Genomic DNA, 18,464 nt, shown 5'->3' on the forward strand with positions numbered 1-18,464 from the left:
AAATGAGTGCGTCTGACCCATTCGGTAAAGGCAACCAAAATGTGCTGCCCAACGCCGGCGACATGGACGCGTTGATCCGCGCCGAACACCGCGACCCGTTCTCCATGCTCGGCCCCCACAGCGACGGCAAGGAAGGCCAGGTGATTCGCGCCTACCTCCCCAATGCATTAGGCGTGCGCGTGCTGTCCCGTGACGGTGAACGCGATCTGGGCGAACTGAGCATGAGCGACAAACCCGGCTTTTTCGCCGGGCACTTTCCGGTGCGAGAGCCTTACCTGTTGAAGATCAACTGGGCCACCGGCGAGCAGATCACCGAAGACCCGTACAGCTTTGGCCAACTCCTCGGCGAGATGGACTTGTACCTGTTTGCTGAAGGTAATCACCGCGATCTGAGCAGCGCGCTGGGCGCACAGGTCACGTCCGTCGATGGCGTGAATGGCGTGCGTTTTTCGGTGTGGGCGCCGAACGCCCGTCGGGTGTCCGTCGTGGGTGACTTCAACAGCTGGGATGGCCGCCGTCACCCGATGCGTGTGCGTTACCCGTCCGGTGTGTGGGAAATTTTCATCCCGCGCCTTGGCCCCGGCGAAGCCTACAAATATGAAATCCTCGGCCAGCACGGCGTCCTGCCACTCAAGGCCGACCCGATGGCGCTGGCCACCAAGCTGCCGCCGGACACCGCCTCGAAGGTCGCTGCGCCCCTGAGCTTCGACTGGCAGGACAACGACTGGATGCAGGCCCGTGGCGACAAGCAGGATGTGCATCAGCCGCTGTCGATCTATGAATTGCACGCCGGGTCCTGGAAATGGCACCACGGCGGCGATGACGAGCCGGATCGTCCGTTCAATTGGCAAGAGCTGGCGCGGGAGCTGATTCCGTACATCAAAGGTCTGGGCTTCACCCACATCGAATTGATGCCGATCATGGAACACCCGTTCGGCGGTTCCTGGGGGTATCAACTGCTCTCGCAATTCGCGCCGAGCGCCCGTTATGGCTCTCCAGAGGATTTCGCGGCCTTCGTCAACGCCTGTCACCAGAACGACATCGGCGTGATTCTCGACTGGGTGCCTGCGCATTTCCCGACCGACACCCACGGCCTGGCGCAATTCGACGGCACGGCGCTGTACGAATACGGCAACCCGCAGGAGGGGTTCCATCAGGACTGGGACACGCTGATCTACAACCTGGGCCGCACCGAAGTGCACGGGTTCATGATCGCCTCCGGCCTGCACTGGCTGAAGAAATTCCACATCGACGGCCTGCGGGTGGATGCCGTGGCATCGATGCTGTATCGCGACTATTCACGTAAAGCCGGGGAGTGGGTGCCGAACCGTTACGGCGGTCGTGAAAATCTGGAAGCCATCGATTTTCTGCGTCACCTGAACGACGTGGTCGCGCTGGAAGCGCCGGGGGCGTTGGTCATCGCTGAGGAATCCACGGCGTGGCCGGGCGTCAGTCAACCGACTCAACAGGGCGGCCTGGGCTTCGCTTACAAATGGAACATGGGCTGGATGCACGACACGCTCAAGTACATTGAGCAGGACCCGATCCATCGTCAGCATCACCACGACCGCCTGAGTTTCGGCCTGGTGTATGCGTGGTCCGAGCGTTTTATCCTGCCGATTTCTCACGATGAAGTGGTCCACGGCAAGCATTCGCTGATTGACAAGATGCCGGGGGATCGCTGGCAAAAATTCGCCAACCTGCGGGCGTACTTGACCTTCATGTGGACCCATCCTGGCAAGAAGCTGCTGTTCATGGGCTGCGAATTCGGGCAGTGGCGCGAGTGGAACCACGATACCGAGCTGGACTGGCACTTCCTCAACTACGCGGACCACAAAGGCGTGCACACGCTGGTGGGCGACCTGAACCGGCTGTATCGGTCCGAGAAGGCGTTGTACGAGCAGGATTGCCAGCCGCAAGGTTTCCAATGGGTCATCGGTGACGATGCGGGCAACAGCGTGTACGCGTATTTGCGCTGGAGCAAGGACGGCGAGCCGCTGCTGGTGGTGGCGAACCTGACGCCCGTGCCCCGTGAGCATTACCGCGTAGGCGTGCCGTTTGGTGGCAAATGGGCCGAGTTGCTCAACACCGACGCCGAGGTGTATGCGGGGTCGAACATCGGCAATGGCGGGGGCGTGATGGCCGAGGAGATCAAAAACCACGGGCAGGCGTATTCGGTGGCCTTGAACCTGCCACCGTTGGCGGTGGTGGTCTTGAAACCGGTGAGCGACCAGTAAAGTCATCGGCTAAAGCAATCGGCGGTACGCCGCCCAACCGATGGGAGCCGTCGGGGGAACGACGGCAGCGAGTGCGGTTCATCAGTCACAGCGAGGTTGACTGATACGCCACCTTCGCTGCCGTCGCGCTCTCCGCGCCTCCCACGCTGTTTTTCAGGTATTTGGACGGCGTGATTCCCGCCGTGTCCCCATCCAAACCTCTACGTCGCTTCGACGGATTCACCCCAGCGCTCGGACGAACGTCACCCCCACGCAGTGAACCTGACACGCTTTCAATGGTCTGTTGACCACGTCTCGTCTATCGCATGCGGCCTGTCCACCCGGCCATTCTTTTTATTTGTCGAAGATTCCCCATGTCACTATCTCGCCTCGTTTCCACCCCCAATTCCCTGATTTCCCCACTGCCGGGTGCTCGACGCCGTTTGCTCAGCGCCGGTTTGATGGGCACGCTGTTTGTCGTCGGACTCGCCGGTCAGGCTCACGCTGAAGGCAAAGACCGTTGGGTCAGCGACACCCTCAGCACCTATGTCCGCAGCGGCCCCACCGACGGTTATCGCATCGTTGGCACCCTCAAATCCGGGCAGAAAGTCGAGCTGATCAACACCCAGGGCGATTACAGCCAGGTGCGCGGCAATTCCGGGGATACCGTCTGGATTCCCTCCAACGATCTTCAAGAAGTCCCCGGCCAGACCGAACGGCTGCCGCAACTGACCCAGCAGGTCACCGACCTCAGCGGCCAACTCAAAACCATCGATGATGACTGGAAAACCAAAGTCCAGGGCATGCAGGAGACCCTCGACTCCCGCAAGAAACTCGTCGACGAGCTCGAAGCCCGCACCAAAGACCTCAACGCCCAGTTGACCGACGCCCAGTCGGAACTGCGCTCTACCCAAGCCAAGCTGGGGGACGAGAACAACCAGGTGTTAATGCGTTACATGGTCTACGGCGGCAGCATCGCCGGGGCGGGCCTGTTACTGGGCCTGATCCTCCCAGCGCTGACCCGTGGCCGCAAACGCAACGATCGCTGGTTCTGACCTGATTGTCCTGTGGGAGCGAATTCATTCGCGAGAGGCGAGTGCATCCAGCACAGGTCTATCGACTGAACTGACGTCTCGCGAATGAATTCGCTCCTACAGGTCAGATTTTGCAACGGTTCTACTGATTCTTTGAAATAACCTGTCATTGGCTCTAGGTTGATTCTTCTGGCTGCGCTATTTTGGTGCGGCTTCCCGGTACTGTCGTGGGCCGGGGTGGCTAGCAACAGCGCTCCAACAAATGTGCATCTGCAGTCGCAAGGATGCCGGGCGAGTCGTGAGAGGGCATGTCCCCATCCGGCTCGACCCGCCAATGCTGTTCCACATTCAAAAGAAGAAAGAGAGTCGACTCATGAAGTTTGAACCCTTGGCCAAGTCGCTCATTGCGACCTCGCTCACCCTCGCGTTTTCCTCCACTTACGCCGCCTCCGTCGCCCCCGTTGCCGCTGAAAACGGCATGGTCGTCACCGCTCAGCATCTGGCCACTCACGTCGGCGTCGATGTGCTGAAGTCCGGCGGTAACGCGGTGGACGCTGCCGTTGCCGTAGGTTATGCGCTGGCAGTGGTTTACCCGGCTGCGGGTAACCTCGGCGGCGGTGGTTTCATGACCATCCAGCTGGCGGACGGCCGCAAGACCTTCCTCGATTTCCGCGAAAAAGCCCCGCAGGCCGCCACCGCCAACATGTACCTGGACAAGGACGGCAACGTCGTTCCGGACCTCAGCTCCAAGGGCCATCTGGCCGTGGGCGTACCGGGCACGGTGTCCGGCATGGAAATGGCGCTGAGCAAATACGGCACCAAGAAGCGCGCCGAGGTCATTGCACCGGCGATCAAACTCGCCGAAAACGGCTTCCCGCTTGAGCAGGGCGACATCGATCTGCTGCACACCGCGACCGACGAGTTCAAGGCTGACAAGGACCTGACCCCGATCTTTCTGAACAAAGGCCAGCCGATGCAGGTTGGCGACAAGCTGGTGCAGAAGGACCTGGCGAAAACCCTCAAGGAAATCTCTGCCAAGGGTACCGACGGTTTCTACAAGGGCTGGGTCGCCAAGGCTATCGTCGATTCGAGCAAGGCGGGCAAGGGCATCATCGTTCAGGCCGACCTCGATAAGTACAAAACCCGCGAACTGGCGCCCATCGAGTGCGATTACCGGGGCTACCACGTGGTCTCCGCGCCGCCGCCAAGCTCGGGTGGTGTGGTGATCTGCGAGATCATGAACATCCTCGAAGGCTACCCGATGAAGGAGCTGGGCTATCACTCGGCTCAGGGCATGCACTACCAGATCGAAGCCATGCGTCACGCCTACGTGGACCGCAACAGCTACCTCGGCGACCCGGATTTCGTGAAGAACCCGATCGCGCACCTGCTGGACCGTGACTACGCCACCAAACTGCGCGCCGCCATCGAACCGCAAAAAGCCGGCGATTCCCAGGCCATCAAACCGGGCGTTTCGCCTCACGAAGGCAACAACACCACGCACTATTCCATCGTCGATAAGTGGGGCAACGCGGTTTCCGTGACCTACACCCTGAACGACTGGTTCGGCGCGGGCGTGATGGCGAGCAAGACCGGCGTGATCCTCAACGACGAAATGGATGACTTCACTTCCAAGGTCGGCGTGCCGAACATGTACGGTCTGGTGCAGGGCGAAGCCAACGCCATCGCCCCGGGCAAGACGCCGTTGTCGTCGATGAGCCCGACCATCGTCACCAAGGATGGCAAAGCGGTAATGGTCGTCGGTACGCCGGGCGGCAGCCGCATCATCACGGCGACTTTGCTGACCATGCTGAACGTCATCGACTACGGCATGAACATCCAGGAAGCGGTAGATGCGCCACGTTTCCACCAGCAATGGATGCCGGAAACCACCAACCTCGAAAACTTCGCCGTCAGCCCTGACACGCAGAAGATTCTCGAAAGCTGGGGCCACAAATTTGGCGCGCCACAGGACGCCAACCACCTGGCCGCCATTCTGGTCGGTGCACCTTCGCTGGGTGGCAAGCCGGTGGGCAACAACCGCTTCTACGGTGCCAACGACCCACGTCGCAATACCGGGCTTTCGCTGGGGTATTGAGGTGTAAGGGTCACACAGTAAATACGGGCGAGGCAGCGCAGTTGCCTCGCCCGTTTTTTTGATGCACAGATTTTGGTTGCCATCGGGCATGTCGCGGGTGTTATGTTATAACTCTTTGCGGCGAGCCTTCTCCGGTTCGCGTTGTCCTGATGCTGCGAGAACCTGCCTTACATGAACACTCCGCTTCCCGACGTTGCCTCCTCCGAATTCTCTCAATCGCTGCTGCCGCTGGACTGGGTCGGCATGCGAGGCATCGATATTCCCCTGATCCTCGATGAACCTGGCGTTGACGCGCCGATTCATGCCCGTGCGGATTTGCAGGTGGATTTGCCAATGCCACAGATCAAGGGCATTCACATGTCACGGCTGTACACGCTGCTCGACCGGTTTGCCGAGCACCACGCCGTCAGCCCGGCGAGCCTCGCCGCGCTTTTGCAGTTGATGGTGTCCAGTCATGCTGATTGCCATTCCTCGCAGGCGAGCGTGTGTCTGTCCTTCGAATTACTGAGCAAACGGCCTGCCTTGATCACGCAGGGGTTGAGCGGCTGGAAGTCCTATCCGGTGGTGGTTGAGGCGCAGTGGAGGGAAGGGCGGCTCGCGCTGACGGTCAGTGTGGACGTCACCTATTCTTCGACCTGCCCGTGCTCGGCGGCGCTGTCGCGGCAATTGCTGGAGCAGGCGTTCACCGGGCATTTCGGTTCAGGATCAGTGGATGCCGACGCCGTGGCGACCTGGCTTCGCCGGAATGGCTCCCACGCAACACCGCACAGCCAGCGCAGCGTGGCGCGGGTTCGGGTGGATGTCGATGAGGACGCTGAGCGCCTGGAGCTGCTTGGGTTGATCGACGTCATCGAAGACGCCTTGGGCACGCCGGTGCAGACCGCCGTGAAGCGCGCCGACGAGCAAGCCTTCGCCCGTCTCAACGGGCAGAACCTGATGTACGTCGAAGATGCCGCGCGAAAGGTTCAGCAGGCGCTGACGGGGCGCTTTCCCGCCAGCAGCGTCTCAGTGCGCCACTTCGAAAGCCTGCATCCTCACGATGCCGTCGCGTTCTCGTCCAGCCGATAGCCGTCGAAGGTCACGCGGGTGGCTGAAGACTGCGCTCCATGCGCGCCAACGCTTCTTCCAGCATCGGCCGAGGGCAGCCGAAGTTCAGGCGCACGAACTGGCCGCAGTCCTCGCCAAACTCCAGGCCGTCACTGAGCGCCACTTTCGCCTCGCGCAAAAAGAATGCCTGCGGGTGCTGGATGTCCAGCGCCGAGCAGTCGAGCCAGGCCAGATAGGTGCTCTGCGGCAGGTGCATGCGAACGCCGGGGAAGCGGTTTTTGATGGCGTGGGCCAGGTAATCGCGGTTGTCCTGCAAATACGCGTTGACCTGCTGGAGCCACGCTTCGCCCTGGCTGTAGGCCGCGTGCGTCGCTTCGAGCCCCAAGGCGTTGACGCTGTCCACTAGCCCCAGCCGACCGGCATTGAAGCGCTCGCGCAGATCGGCGTTCTGGATGATGGCGAAGGCGGTTTTCATCCCGGCGATGTTCCACGCCTTGCTGGCCGACATCAGCGTCACCGAGCGATCAGCGATTTCCGCGCTCAGGGACGCAACAGGCGTGTGGCGACGCCCGTCGAACAGGATATCGGCATGAATTTCATCGGAGACGATCAGTACGTCGTGCCGCACACAGGCGTCACCGATAGCTTGAAGTTCTTCGCGGTCGAAGACCTTGCCCATGGGGTTGTGCGGGTTGCTGAGCAAAAAAGTACGGGCACTGAGCAGGGCGTGTTGCAATGCCGCGATGTCAGTCGGATATTCGCCGTTCGCATCGGCCTGCAAAGGCAGGTCTACCCGTGGCAGTTTCCAGTTCGCCGGAGCACTGAGCAGCGGCGAATAATTGGGCGTCTGCACCACTACGCCACTGCCCGGAGGCGCCAGTGTATTCAAGGCCATGTTCACGCCCGGCTCGACACCGGGCAAAAACACCAGATCCTGCGGCTGAACGTGCCAGCCGTACCGACGCGCCAAGTGCTCGACCAGCGTCTGACGCAAGGTGTCCTGCGCCACTGAATACCCCAACAGCGGGTGTTCCAGCCGGTTCTTCAGCGCCTGCATGATGGGTGGGGCCACCGGGAAATCCATGTCTGCCACCCACATCGGCAACACGTCTTCAGGGTACTGGCTCCACTTCTTGCTGCCGGTGTTCAGGCGCTGATAAACGCTGTTCAGGTCCATGCTCGTGACGGTCTCGACTAAAACGATGGGCGATTGTGCCAGAGACGAGGGCGCGAAGGCATGGCCGTGGCGCAAAGTCTTACCAGAACGTCGTCGCCTGACTGTTGACCCGCCCGGCAATGACCGCGATGGCTTTGTCGACGTCGGCTGCGTCGGTGTAGCGACCGAGGCTCAGGCGCAAGCTGCTGCTGGCGAGCGCAGGCGATAAGCCCATGGCCAGCAGGACGTGAGACGCGCCGCTGCTTGCCGAATTGCAGGCAGAGGTCGACGAGACTGCAAGGTCGCTCGACAGGCTCAGGGCGTTGAAGCCGGGTTTGTCGACGCACACGTTGAGCGTGTGCGGGACCCGTTGATGCGGATCACCATTCAGGCTGACGCCGGGCAATTGCAGCAGGCCGTCGCGCAGGCGATCGGAGAGCGCAGTGATGCGTGCGACTTCTTCGTGCATTTCAGCGGCCGCCAACGCGTAGGCCGCGCCCATGCCGACGATTTGGTGGGTGGCCAGCGTCCCGGAGCGGAAACCCTGTTCGTGCCCGCCGCCGTGAATCTGCGCTTCGAGCAACGGACGGGCACGCTCGCCGACGTACAGCGCGCCAATGCCTTTCGGGCCGTAGATTTTGTGAGCGGAGAACGACATCAGGTCCACAGGCAGTGCGTTGAGATCAATGGCCACCTTGCCTGCGCCTTGTGCGGCGTCGACGTGGAAAAGCACGCCCTGAGCGCGGAGCATCTCGCCGATGGTGGCGATGTCGGTCAGCGTGCCGAGTTCGTTATTCACCAGCATCAGCGACACCAGCAGCGTGTCGTCCCGCAGGGCATTGCGAACGGCGTCGGGGCGGATCAAACCGGCGCTGTCGGGTTCAAGCCATGTCACGGGAAACCCCGCCTGTTCCAGTTGGCGTACGGTATCGACCACGGCTTTATGCTCGATGCAGCTGGTGATCAGGTGACGGCGCTGACCCTGCGCACGTTGCGCAATCCCTTTGATCGCGAGGTTGTTGGATTCGGTGGCCCCGGACGTCCAGATGATTGAATCGGCCGAGCAGCCGACGAGCTCAGCGACCTGACGGCGAGCGAGTTCGACTGACTGGCGGGCGAGATTGCCATAGGCGTGGGAGTTGGAGGCGGGGTTGCCGAAGGTGCCTTCGCGACCGAGGCAGGTGACCATCGCCTGGATGACACGGTCATCGACAGGGGTGGTGGCGGCGTAATCGAAGTAACAAGGAAGTGTGCTCATGGGGAGAAATCCGCGCTGTCCGTAATGGGAAAAATATTACCTGCGCGGACCTGAAAAAAAATTGATTACTGAACACTGATTGGGCGGCTGGTTAGATTATTTTTCGCACCTTCCCGCACTTTGGAGAATAGGATTCCGTCCGCTGCAGGTTTTGGCTTATCTTTATCGCCATCGGTCATAACCTTCACACGAGTCGACACCTTACGATGGATAAATTCGATCAAGCCATTCTCGGGATTCTTCAGGCCGACTGTACCCGTCCCATTGCAGAAATCGCCGACGCCATTGGCTTGGGCAGCACCGCGTGTTGGCGGCGGGTTCAGAAGCTGGAAGAGCAGGGGATGATCAGGGGGCGCGTTGCATTGCTGGACCCCGGCCAATTGAACGTCAACGTCACCGTATTCGCTGCGATACGTACCAACCAGCACAACGCTGAGTGGCTAGGGCGCTTTCACGACTTGATATCTACGCTGCCTGAAGTGGTGGAATGCTATCGAATGGCAGGAGATACAGATTACATGTTACGTATCGTTGTCCCGGACATTGCCGGTTATGACGCCGTCTATAAGAAGCTGATCCAACTGTCCGGGATCACCGACATCAGCTCGAGCTTCGCCATGGAGCAGATCAAATCCACCACGCAACTGCCGTTGACCTACACCGGCTGACGGCACGCATATCCTTATAGCCAAACGGTATTTCTCGACCCGCGCTTAAGCTCATTATCCTTCCGCCATAACTCGTTATGACAAGTGATGCGAATATGCATCACCCGGAGGCTCAGTGATGACGCGCCAAGTGCTGGAACAGGAATACGACATCGTGGTGATCGGCGGCGGTACAGCCGGACCGATGGCGGCGATCAAAGCCAAGGAACGCAATCGCGACCTGCGCGTGCTGCTGATCGACAAGGCCAACGTCAAGCGCAGCGGCGCGATCAGCATGGGCATGGACGGCTTGAACAACGCCGTGATTCCCGGCCACGCCACGCCTGAGCAATACACCAAGGAAATCACCATCGCCAACGACGGCATCGTCAATCAGGCGGCGGTGCACGCTTATGCGACCCACAGCTACGAAACCATCGAGCAACTGGACCGCTGGGGCGTGAAGTTCGAGAAGGACGAGACCGGCGATTACGCCGTCAAAAAAGTCCACCACATGGGCGCCTACGTGTTGCCGATGCCTGAAGGCCACGACATCAAGAAAGTGCTGTACCGCCAGTTGAAACGGGCGAGGGTGACCATCACCAACCGCGTGGTCTGCACCCGTTTGCTCACCGATGACGAAGGCGCGGTGAACGGCGTCATGGGGTTCGACTGCCGCACCGCCGATTTCTACGTGATCAAAGCCAAGGCCGTGATCCTCTGTTGCGGCGCCGCCGGCCGTCTGGGCCTGCCGTCGTCGGGTTACCTGATGGGCACCTACGAAAACCCGACCAACGCAGGCGACGGTTACGCGATGGCCTATCACGCCGGTGCAGAACTGGCAAACCTGGAGTGTTTCCAGATCAACCCGCTGATCAAGGATTACAACGGCCCCGCTTGCGCGTACGTGACCGGCCCCTTGGGCGGCTACACCGCCAACAACAAGGGCGAACGCTTCATCGAGTGCGACTACTGGAGCGGCCAGATGATGTGGGAGTTCCACCAGGAACTGGAAAGCGGTAACGGTCCGGTGTTTCTCAAGCTCGATCACCTGGCTGAAGAAACCATCCAGAACATCGAGGAAATCCTGCACAGCAACGAGCGCCCGAGTCGTGGGCAGTTTCACGCCAATCGCGGCACCGATTACCGCAGCCAGATGGTGGAGATGCACATCTCGGAAATCGGCTTTTGCAGCGGGCATTCCGCCTCGGGGGTGTGGGTCAACGAGCGTGCGGAAACGTCGGTCAAGGGCCTGTATTCGGCGGGCGACATGGCAGCGGTGCCGCACAATTACATGCTCGGCGCGTTCACGTATGGCTGGTTCGCCGGCAACAACGCGGCGGATTACGTCGCGGAGCGGGACTTCAGCAGCGTGAATGCGCAACAGATCGAACGCGAAAAGGCGCGAGTCTATGCGCCTCTGGATCGCGAGCACGGCCTGCCACCGGCGCAGGTCGAATACAAGCTGCGGCGTTTTGTGAACGACTATCTGCAACCGCCAAAAGTGACCAAAAAGATGCAGATCGGCTTGCAGCGCTTTGATGACATCGAGCGCGATCTCGACCAAGTGAAAGCCAACAATGCTCACGAACTGATGCGGGCCATGGAAGTCAGCGTGATCCGTGACTGCGCCGAGATGGCCGCCCGCGCTTCGCTGTATCGCACCGAAAGTCGTTGGGGTCTGTACCACCATCGCGTCGATCATCCACTGCGCAACGACCGCGACTGGTTCTGCCATGCGCACCTGAAGAAAGACGAAGACGGCCGCATGGTCAGTTTCAAGAAGCCGGTCGAGCCTTACATCGTGGCGTTGGACGCCGACGAAATGCTCGCCTATGACCGCCTGCGCGTGGGGGCTGACGCTGCCTGATCCAGCGTCGCCTGCACCTTTTAGACAGAGAGCGCGATACGCGCCAAGGACACCGTGACATGGCTTACCAGCCCCAGGAAATCTTCTTCCGCTCCAACGCCCCGGTCACCGTGGACGAGGACAAGTGCATCGCCGACAAGGGCTGCACGGTGTGCGTCGACGTCTGCCCGATGGACCTGTTGGCGATCAATCCCGCGACCCAGAAGGCTTACATGGCGTTCGACGAGTGCTGGTATTGCATGCCCTGCGAGAAGGACTGCCCGACCGGTGCCGTGAAGGTCGAGATTCCGTACCTGCTGCGCTGATACGTAAACTTTGTAGGAGTGAGCTTGCTCGCGATTGCGTCAGGTCAGACACCGTTATGCGTCTGATCCATCTCATCGCGCGCAGGCTCACTCCTACACGTGAACCTAAAGCCATCCGCCAACCCCGGACGCTGATTCACGCAGCACCCCTCGTTTCCCACCGCGCCCGATCGCGGCGGAGACGACACTTCCTATAAATGATGCGAGGGGATACATCCATGTTATTACGCGCCACGCTGGCCGGTTTCGTACTGGCTTCGTTGAGTCTGTCGGTTCAGGCCGAGACCATCCGGATTGCCATCGGCACCCAAGACACCACCATCAATTGCGCGGCCGGCGGGCTGCTGATTCGCGAGCTCGGGCTGCTCGACAAATACCTGCCCCATGACGGCAAATACAAAGACGCGCAGTACCAGGTCGAGTGGAAAAACTTCACCAGTGGGGCGCCGCTGACCAATGAGATGGTGGCGGGCAAACTGGATTTTGGCGCGATGGCCGATTTCCCCGGCGCCTTCAACGGCGTCGCGTTCGAAACCGCAGGCAAGCACAGCCTGTTCATCAGCGTGCTGTCGGGCAACATCAAGGGCAGCGGCAACGGCATCGTCGTACCGACCGCGTCCACGGCGCAGTCGTTGGCCGACTTGAAGGGCAAAACGATCTCCGTGCCGTTCGCGTCCACTGCCCACGGCATGCTGCTGCGCGCCGTCGCGGCTCAGGGCTGGGACCCGCTGAAAGACGTCAACATCATCGCCCAAGCGCCGGAAGTCGCAGGTTCTGCGCTGCAAGCCGACAAGATAGACGCCCACGCCGACTTCGTGCCGTTTGGAGAACTGTTCCCGAACCGTGGCTTCGCCCGCAAAATCTATGACGGTTCCCAATCCAACACCCCGACATTCCACGGCGCGCTGGTGGACGAAAGCTACGCGAAGAAATACCCGGAAATCGTCGTCGCCTACCTGCGCGCCGGAATCGAGGCCAATCAGTTGCTGGCGGCCGAGCCCGAGAAATACAGCGAGTTGATCGAAAAAGTCACCGGCATCGAGGCCGAAGTCAATTACCTGTTCCACGGCCCTTTGGGCTTGCAGACCCGGGATCAGACCTGGAAACCCGAATACCGCCAGGCCGTCGGCACCGCCATCGACACGCTCAAACTGATGAAGAAAGCCGACCGCGGGCTGGACCTGAACACCTTCATCGACGACCAATACGTCCGTGCGGCGTACAAGGCATCGGGCGTGGACTACAACGCGCAATTGGCCAACTACGCCCAGTCGCCGCTCAAGGCCAACGACGCGCTGACGGGCAAGCTGATCACCGACTTCAGCCACGTCGCCGAAATCTGGGTCAAGGGTGAGCCGAAAGTGCGCCATTACGCCTCGGCCGAATCGGCATTCACGGCCTTGCAGGCGCTGAACAAGGACGGCAAGCCGATCCGCGCTGTGTACGCCCAGGCCGAAGACAGCGGGATCAAGCTGTTGGCCAGTCAGGCGTGGTTTGCCAGTGACAGCAAAGGTCGGTTGAGTGCCTTCCTTCTCAAAGGCCAGGCGCAGCAATTCGCTCAGGCGCAGGGGGGCAAGGTGTTGAACTTCCAGAACGCCAGCACTCAAGTTGCTGTGGCCAGCCGCTGACCCTTTGTAGGAGTGAGCGTGCTCGCGATAAGGGTGGGCGGCATGAAACCGATTCCGCTGACCGGACGCTATCGCGAGCAAGCTCACTCCTACAGTGATAGCTGCGTCGTTTTGAAAGACTTGCACACACATGGAGAACGCTGTGACTTCACCTTTGCTGCGATGGTTGCCGAGAAGCGCATCCATTCTGCTCTGCCTGCTGTTCTGGCAACTGGCAGCGAGCAACCACTGGAATCTAGGGCTGGTGACCTTCGCCAACGTCCCGACGCCGCTGTCGGTGATCGAGGCTGCGGCCGGACTGGTGGATTCGGGTCGGCTGACGCAGCACCTGACGGCCAGTCTCAGCCGAGTGTTCGCGGGGTATCTGGCCGCCTTGATCATCGGCGTTGGCCTGGGCGTCATCATTGGCCGTTCGCGCTGGGCGGAAGACGTGCTACTGCCGCCACTAGAAGTGCTGCGACCGATTCCGGCCGTGGCGTGGATTCCGCTGGCGATCCTGATGTTTCCGTCTTCCGAACTGTCGATGGTGTTCATCACCTTCACCGGCGCGCTGTTTCCGATCCTGCTCAACACCGTGCACGGTGTCGAAGGCGTCGATCCGCGACTGATCGCGTCGGCAAAAAGCCTGGGGGCAGGGCGGCGGGCGATTCTGTTGGAAGTCGTTCTGCCGGGCGCCGCGCCGAGCATCATTACCGGCCTGGCCATCGGCATGGGCACCTCGTGGTTTTGCCTGGTGACGGCCGAGATGATTTCCGGGCAGTTCGGCATCGGCTATTACACCTGGGAGTCGTACACCATCCAGAACTACGCCGACATCGTCGTCGGCATGCTGCTGATCGGCCTGCTGGGCATGGGCAGCAGCCTGTTGATCAAGCGTTTGGGGCAGTTGTTCACCCCTTGGCACCGACCACGAGGAAAAGCCTGATGACTGTCGCGACCCACCCCGCAGGCCGCGTGGACATACACGGCCTCACGATATCCCTGGGCGAAGGGCAGAACGCCTTTCAAGCCGTGCAGGCGCTGGATTGCCAGATCGAGTCGGGGCAGTTCGTCTGCATTCTCGGGCCGTCCGGCTGTGGCAAGTCGACCCTGCTCGGCGCGCTGGCCGGGCACCTGCAGCCGGTCGCTGGCAACCTCAGTGTCGATGGCGCTTCGGTCAATGGGCCGTCGCCGCAACGGGGCATGGTCTTTCAGCAACACACGTTGTTTCCCTGGCGCACCGTTCGCGAGAACGTCGCCTTTGGCTTGAAGATGAGCGGGGTGGGCAAGGCCGAGCGCCTGTCGGCCGCAGATGAAATGCTCGCCCTGGTGGGCCTCGAAGGGTTTGCCGGGCACTGGCCGAATCAGCTGTCGGGCGGCATGCAGCAGCGGGTGGAAATCGCTCGTGTGCTGATCAACCGCCCGCGTCTGCTGCTGATGGACGAGCCCTTTGGTGCGCTGGACGCCTTGACCCGCATGAAGATGCAGGCGCTGTTGCTGGACATCTGGACGCGGATTCGCACCACCGTGGTGTTCGTGACCCATGACATCGACGAGGCGCTGTTCCTGGCTGACCGGATTCTGGTCATGAGTCCACGGCCAGGGCGTTTCATCGAAGACCTGCAACTGGATTTTCCGCGCCCGAGAAGCACTGAGCTGGTGACCCGCCCGGAATTTTCGCGCCTGAAACGGCATTGCCTCGAACTGCTGCACCACGAGGACGGTCGGCAGCTGCCACGGCTGAACCCCCTCGGGCTTCCTAACGAACACGACGGACTGCGACTGGCCTTATGACTGACCTGACGAGCTATTTTGAAGACATCGACCACCCGGAGATTCTCGCCCTGCGAAGCCGTCTCGAACATACGGACGCTGGCGTGCGACGCATCGCGCTGATCGAACTGGCGGACCTTGAAGAGCCGGAGGGGTTGGACTGGTTGGCAAACCGGCTGGCGTCTGACCCGGCAACCGATGTGCGTGCGCAAGCTGCAGCACTGCTGGAAGCCTGGGAAGAGCCGGACGTGGTGCAGGCCCTGTGTGAAGCCTTGACCGACGCCGAGCCTGCGGTGCGTGACGCGGCCGCTCAGAGCCTGAGCGTGTTGAAGACGGTGGAGGCGGGCCGGGTGATTCTGCCGTGGGCGGACCACGCTGACGTCAGTGTGCGGACCGCGGCGTTTCGGGCGCTGCGTGAATTGCGCCTTGAAGACGCCGCACCTGCCGCGCTTCATGCGTTGGCCGACGAGGACGCTGGCGTGCGTCGAGAGGCCGTTGGGGTGCTGGGCTGGCTGAAGAACACCGATGCGCTGGCTGCCTTGGCCACCCTGGCCAGCCAGGACCCTGACAGTGAAGTGCGTCGCGCAGCGACCGGGGCGCTGGGGCTGGCCAGCAACGCCGACGTGTTGCCTGCTTTGCGTAAAGCCTTGCAGGACGACGCCTGGCAAGTGCGCGAAGAGGCGGCCACGACGTTGGGCAAGGTGGGGCAACAGGACGCCGGACCGGCGCTGATCGACGCCTTGGCGGATGAGTACTGGCAAGTGCGGTTGCGTGCCACCCGCAGCCTGGGGCGTTTGCGTCACGTCGAGGCGCTGTGGCCGTTGGTGGAAGTCTTGACCCACGGCATCAGCAACCTGCGCAAAGAAGCGGCCTTGGCCCTTGGTGAACTGCGCGACGGCCGCGCGCGACCGGCGCTGTTGCAGCTGGAACACGACGGCGATCCCGAGGTGCGCAAGGCCGTGCGCATCGCCTTGGCGCAACTGCCATGATCCCGGCCCCGGTCTCCATCGGCAATTCCACGGAGCGGCAGCGCCTGAGGTTGAGCTGGCAGGGTGGGCGTGAGCAGTACATTGACCATGTGCTGCTGCGACAGCAATGTCCGTGCTCGCAATGCCGGGCGTTTCGTTTGAAGGGGATGAAACCGGTGGTTGCGTCTTCGTTATGTCTGATTGAGATCAACCCACAGGGCTACGGGTTGCAACTGGTGTTCAGCGACGGGCATCAGCGCGGGATTTACCCGTGGGCGTATTTGGCGGGGTTGGGTCCGGAAAGCACCGCCTGAAGACTGAAATGCAATATCCCTGTAGGAGCGAATTCATTCGCGATTGGCCGGTACAGCCCATGTATCTCCACCGTCTGATACATCATTTCGCGAATGAATTCGCTCCCACAGAAAACCGTGCCAAGCGCCCACAAAAAAGCAGCCTCAGGAGGCTGCTTTTTTCATGACGCCAGCACCTGGATCAATACCGCGCTTTATCAATCCATTCCAGCGACGTGCGCCAGATACAAATCCCCAGGAAGTACGCCGACATCACCAGCCATACGCTCAGCACCCACGAGCCGTTGTAGGGATGGTTGATCACCATCAAAAAGCTGCACAAGAACCACACGCTGGTCACCGCGATGTTGAGCGGCATGAAGCGGCGCACGCGGAACGGGTGGAGGAACTTCATGCGGGTGACGGTCAGCAGCGCCAGGCAGATCACCGTGATGAACGTCAGCCACGGCGCGGGCGACAGGATGTACACACACAACGCAACCACGTTCCAGGCCGCCGGGAAGCCCACAAAATAATTGTCCTTGCTCTTCATCTCGGTGTTGCAGAAGCAGAACAGCGACGACACCAGAATGATCGAAATCGTCAGCAGCAGGGTGTAGTCGGGGAGGGGAATGTAGCGGTAGATAAACAGGGCAGGGATAAAGACGTAGGTCAGATAGTCGATCACCAGATCCAACACCGAACCGTCAAAATGCGGCAGGACCGACTGCACGTTGACCTTGCGCGCCAGCGAGCCGTCCAGGCCATCCACGATCAGCGCGATGCCCAGCCACAGCAGGCAAGCCTTGGGCTGGTTATCGAACAGCGCGATGGTCGCGAGGAACGCGAGGACGACGCCGGTCGCCGTAAAACCATGGGCACCCCACGCTTTGAGCCAGGCGATACGTTGAATTGGAATCATGGACGGTCCTTCTGAAAATAAAGCTGGCCCGATCGATTCACCGTGGCGGTGACCGTAGACCTGGCCAGAGGTGCAACTATCGACCGGTTGTCGGTCCATAAGGTTCACCTGTCACCTCTACACGGTAGCAGGCGGCGCGGGGTTTCGTGACGCAATTGTCACATCCCGGCTCGGGATTTACACCCCTTACCGGTCATTGGTCGGCTGCGGGCCTAAAGAGGCACTATGCTGGCCCCTTTTGCAGAAAAGTCTCGGCAGAATCCACGCCTGATCAGTGACTTAGCCAGGGATTTGCATGCGGATTATCAAGTGGTTTGTGACGTTCTGTGTTCTTTCAGCCGCTTCCAGCCACGTATTTGCACGGGATTTGAGCAAAAACGAACGTGATCTCTGCACGTGGGGCGCAGGCATCGCCAGCACGGCACAGCAATACAAACTGGCGGGGCTGACGTTGTACGGGGCCCGGAAAAAGTTTCAGGCCCGGCACTTCCCCCAGCAATGGATGCGCATGAGCGCGTTGGGCATCACCGAACAGACCTACAACAGCGATTCGCGCATGCGCCCCGAAGGCGTTCGGCAGGTGTACTACGAAGGGTGCACCCGGCACGAACTGGCGCGCCGGTAATTTGGACCGATCAGCTCAAAAGCTGCATCAGATACGCTTCGCCGGTGACCCTGATCATCGGGTGAGGCGTGATCTGGCAGGTCTTCACCACACTGAAACCGTGACGTTCGTAAAAGCGTCGAGCGCCGGTGTTCTCGGCGTAATCGATCAGGCTCAATCCCTTCAGCCCCATGGCGGCGGCGCGGGCCTGGGCGCTTTCCAGAAACCGCAAACCGAGTCCCTTGCTGCGCCAGCCTTCGTGCAACGCCAGGCTCGAAATGTACAGCGTGTCAGGGATTTCCATGTCTGCGTAAGGCGCCAGCACCGGATCGGTCGCCGGTGTCGGGTTCGGGTCTTCGCGCATGGCATAGCTGTGCATCATGCCAATGACCTCGCCATGGGCCTCGGCGATCAGGCAGTTCTGAAAGGAAAAGTCCACGCCCTCCCTGGCATAACGCCGAGTCCCTACGTCCAGCAACGCCTCACCGGGCTCCGCCAACTGACTCCAGATGTAATCCGAAGCCCCCTCCGACGTGATCTGAAACAAACGGGCAATCTCACGGGCATCCGCCGCCGTGGCCGGACGAAACTCGACAGTCATTCACAAGGCTCCACAAGACATTGGGCGCCTGTTATAGCGTGGATATTGAAAGGCTCGCCAATGGC

General features: G+C 60.8%; 17 protein-coding genes. 13 read left to right on the forward strand and 4 right to left on the reverse strand.

Features of this window, described 5'->3' with window-relative positions; translation table 11 throughout:
* Positions 1-2: 2 nt before the first annotated feature.
* The 4 genes from glgB (at position 3) to folE2 (ending at position 6,416) form a co-directional block, all read left to right on the forward strand.
* Positions 3-2,237: a 1,4-alpha-glucan branching protein GlgB gene (gene glgB, locus GVN17_RS06690; protein ID WP_166594450.1), complete on the forward strand. Its 2,235-nt coding sequence runs from the start codon at positions 3-5 to the stop codon at positions 2,235-2,237.
* 353 nt (positions 2,238-2,590) lie between these two features.
* Complete coding sequence (locus GVN17_RS06695; RefSeq protein ID WP_166594451.1) at positions 2,591-3,271, forward strand: TIGR04211 family SH3 domain-containing protein; 681 nt, start codon at positions 2,591-2,593, stop codon at positions 3,269-3,271.
* A 352-nt stretch (positions 3,272-3,623) separates the two neighbouring features.
* A complete protein-coding gene (ggt, locus tag GVN17_RS06700) occupies positions 3,624-5,348 on the forward strand; it encodes a gamma-glutamyltransferase (protein WP_166594452.1) in 1,725 nt (574 codons plus the stop codon).
* Between the two features lie 171 nt (positions 5,349-5,519).
* Positions 5,520-6,416 (forward strand): GTP cyclohydrolase FolE2, encoded by an 897-nt coding sequence (gene folE2, locus GVN17_RS06705; RefSeq protein WP_166594453.1) that lies wholly within the window; start codon positions 5,520-5,522, stop codon positions 6,414-6,416.
* A 10-nt stretch (positions 6,417-6,426) separates the two neighbouring features.
* Here the strand turns inward: folE2 and GVN17_RS06710 are convergent, their stop codons facing one another.
* Entirely contained in the window at positions 6,427-7,572 is a 1,146-nt protein-coding gene (locus tag GVN17_RS06710) for a MalY/PatB family protein (RefSeq protein WP_166594454.1), read from the reverse strand.
* Positions 7,573-7,651: 79 nt separating this feature from the next.
* The gene (locus GVN17_RS06715; RefSeq protein WP_166594455.1) at positions 7,652-8,809 is read right to left on the reverse strand and encodes an aminotransferase class V-fold PLP-dependent enzyme; all 1,158 of its coding nucleotides are present in this window, start codon (positions 8,807-8,809) and stop codon (positions 7,652-7,654) included.
* 206 nt (positions 8,810-9,015) lie between these two features.
* Here GVN17_RS06715 and GVN17_RS06720 point away from each other — a divergent pair, with 206 nt between their 5' ends.
* The 8 genes from GVN17_RS06720 (at position 9,016) to GVN17_RS06755 (ending at position 16,293) form a co-directional block, all read left to right on the forward strand.
* On the forward strand, positions 9,016-9,477 hold the full coding sequence (locus GVN17_RS06720) for an Lrp/AsnC family transcriptional regulator (RefSeq protein ID WP_166594456.1): 462 nt from the start codon (positions 9,016-9,018) through the stop codon (positions 9,475-9,477).
* Between the two features lie 118 nt (positions 9,478-9,595).
* Positions 9,596-11,326, forward strand: a complete 1,731-nt coding sequence (locus tag GVN17_RS06725; RefSeq protein WP_166594457.1) for a fumarate reductase/succinate dehydrogenase flavoprotein subunit — start codon at positions 9,596-9,598, stop codon at positions 11,324-11,326.
* A gap of 59 nt (positions 11,327-11,385) precedes the next feature.
* Positions 11,386-11,631 (forward strand): ferredoxin family protein, encoded by a 246-nt coding sequence (locus tag GVN17_RS06730; protein WP_110950700.1) that lies wholly within the window; start codon positions 11,386-11,388, stop codon positions 11,629-11,631.
* 218 nt (positions 11,632-11,849) lie between these two features.
* The gene (locus GVN17_RS06735) at positions 11,850-13,259 is read left to right on the forward strand and encodes an ABC transporter substrate-binding protein (RefSeq protein ID WP_166594458.1); all 1,410 of its coding nucleotides are present in this window, start codon (positions 11,850-11,852) and stop codon (positions 13,257-13,259) included.
* Between the two features lie 142 nt (positions 13,260-13,401).
* The gene (locus GVN17_RS06740; protein ID WP_371928493.1) at positions 13,402-14,184 is read left to right on the forward strand and encodes an ABC transporter permease; all 783 of its coding nucleotides are present in this window, start codon (positions 13,402-13,404) and stop codon (positions 14,182-14,184) included.
* The gene (locus tag GVN17_RS06745) at positions 14,184-15,032 is read left to right on the forward strand and encodes an ABC transporter ATP-binding protein (protein WP_166594460.1); all 849 of its coding nucleotides are present in this window, start codon (positions 14,184-14,186) and stop codon (positions 15,030-15,032) included. The genes GVN17_RS06740 and GVN17_RS06745 overlap by 1 nt, the downstream gene beginning before the upstream one ends.
* Positions 15,029-16,000: a HEAT repeat domain-containing protein gene (locus GVN17_RS06750; RefSeq protein WP_371928494.1), complete on the forward strand. Its 972-nt coding sequence runs from the start codon at positions 15,029-15,031 to the stop codon at positions 15,998-16,000. The genes GVN17_RS06745 and GVN17_RS06750 overlap by 4 nt, the downstream gene beginning before the upstream one ends.
* On the forward strand, positions 15,997-16,293 hold the full coding sequence (locus GVN17_RS06755; protein WP_166594461.1) for a gamma-butyrobetaine hydroxylase-like domain-containing protein: 297 nt from the start codon (positions 15,997-15,999) through the stop codon (positions 16,291-16,293). Before GVN17_RS06750 ends, GVN17_RS06755 begins: the two co-directional genes overlap by 4 nt.
* A 181-nt stretch (positions 16,294-16,474) precedes the next feature.
* Here GVN17_RS06755 and pcsA read toward each other — a convergent pair whose 3' ends face one another.
* A complete protein-coding gene (gene pcsA / locus GVN17_RS06760; RefSeq protein WP_166594462.1) occupies positions 16,475-17,194 on the reverse strand; it encodes a phosphatidylcholine synthase in 720 nt (239 codons plus the stop codon).
* Between the two features lie 295 nt (positions 17,195-17,489).
* Between pcsA and GVN17_RS06765 the strand changes: the two genes are divergently transcribed.
* Positions 17,490-17,819 (forward strand): hypothetical protein, encoded by a 330-nt coding sequence (locus GVN17_RS06765; RefSeq protein ID WP_166594463.1) that lies wholly within the window; start codon positions 17,490-17,492, stop codon positions 17,817-17,819.
* Positions 17,820-17,829: 10 nt separating this feature from the next.
* Here GVN17_RS06765 and GVN17_RS06770 read toward each other — a convergent pair whose 3' ends face one another.
* Positions 17,830-18,399: a GNAT family N-acetyltransferase gene (locus GVN17_RS06770; RefSeq protein WP_166594464.1), complete on the reverse strand. Its 570-nt coding sequence runs from the start codon at positions 18,397-18,399 to the stop codon at positions 17,830-17,832.
* Positions 18,400-18,464 lie beyond the last annotated feature (65 nt).

The organism is Pseudomonas sp. SLFW, from assembly GCF_009905615.1.
GTDB classification, from domain to species: domain Bacteria; phylum Pseudomonadota; class Gammaproteobacteria; order Pseudomonadales; family Pseudomonadaceae; genus Aquipseudomonas; species Aquipseudomonas bambusae.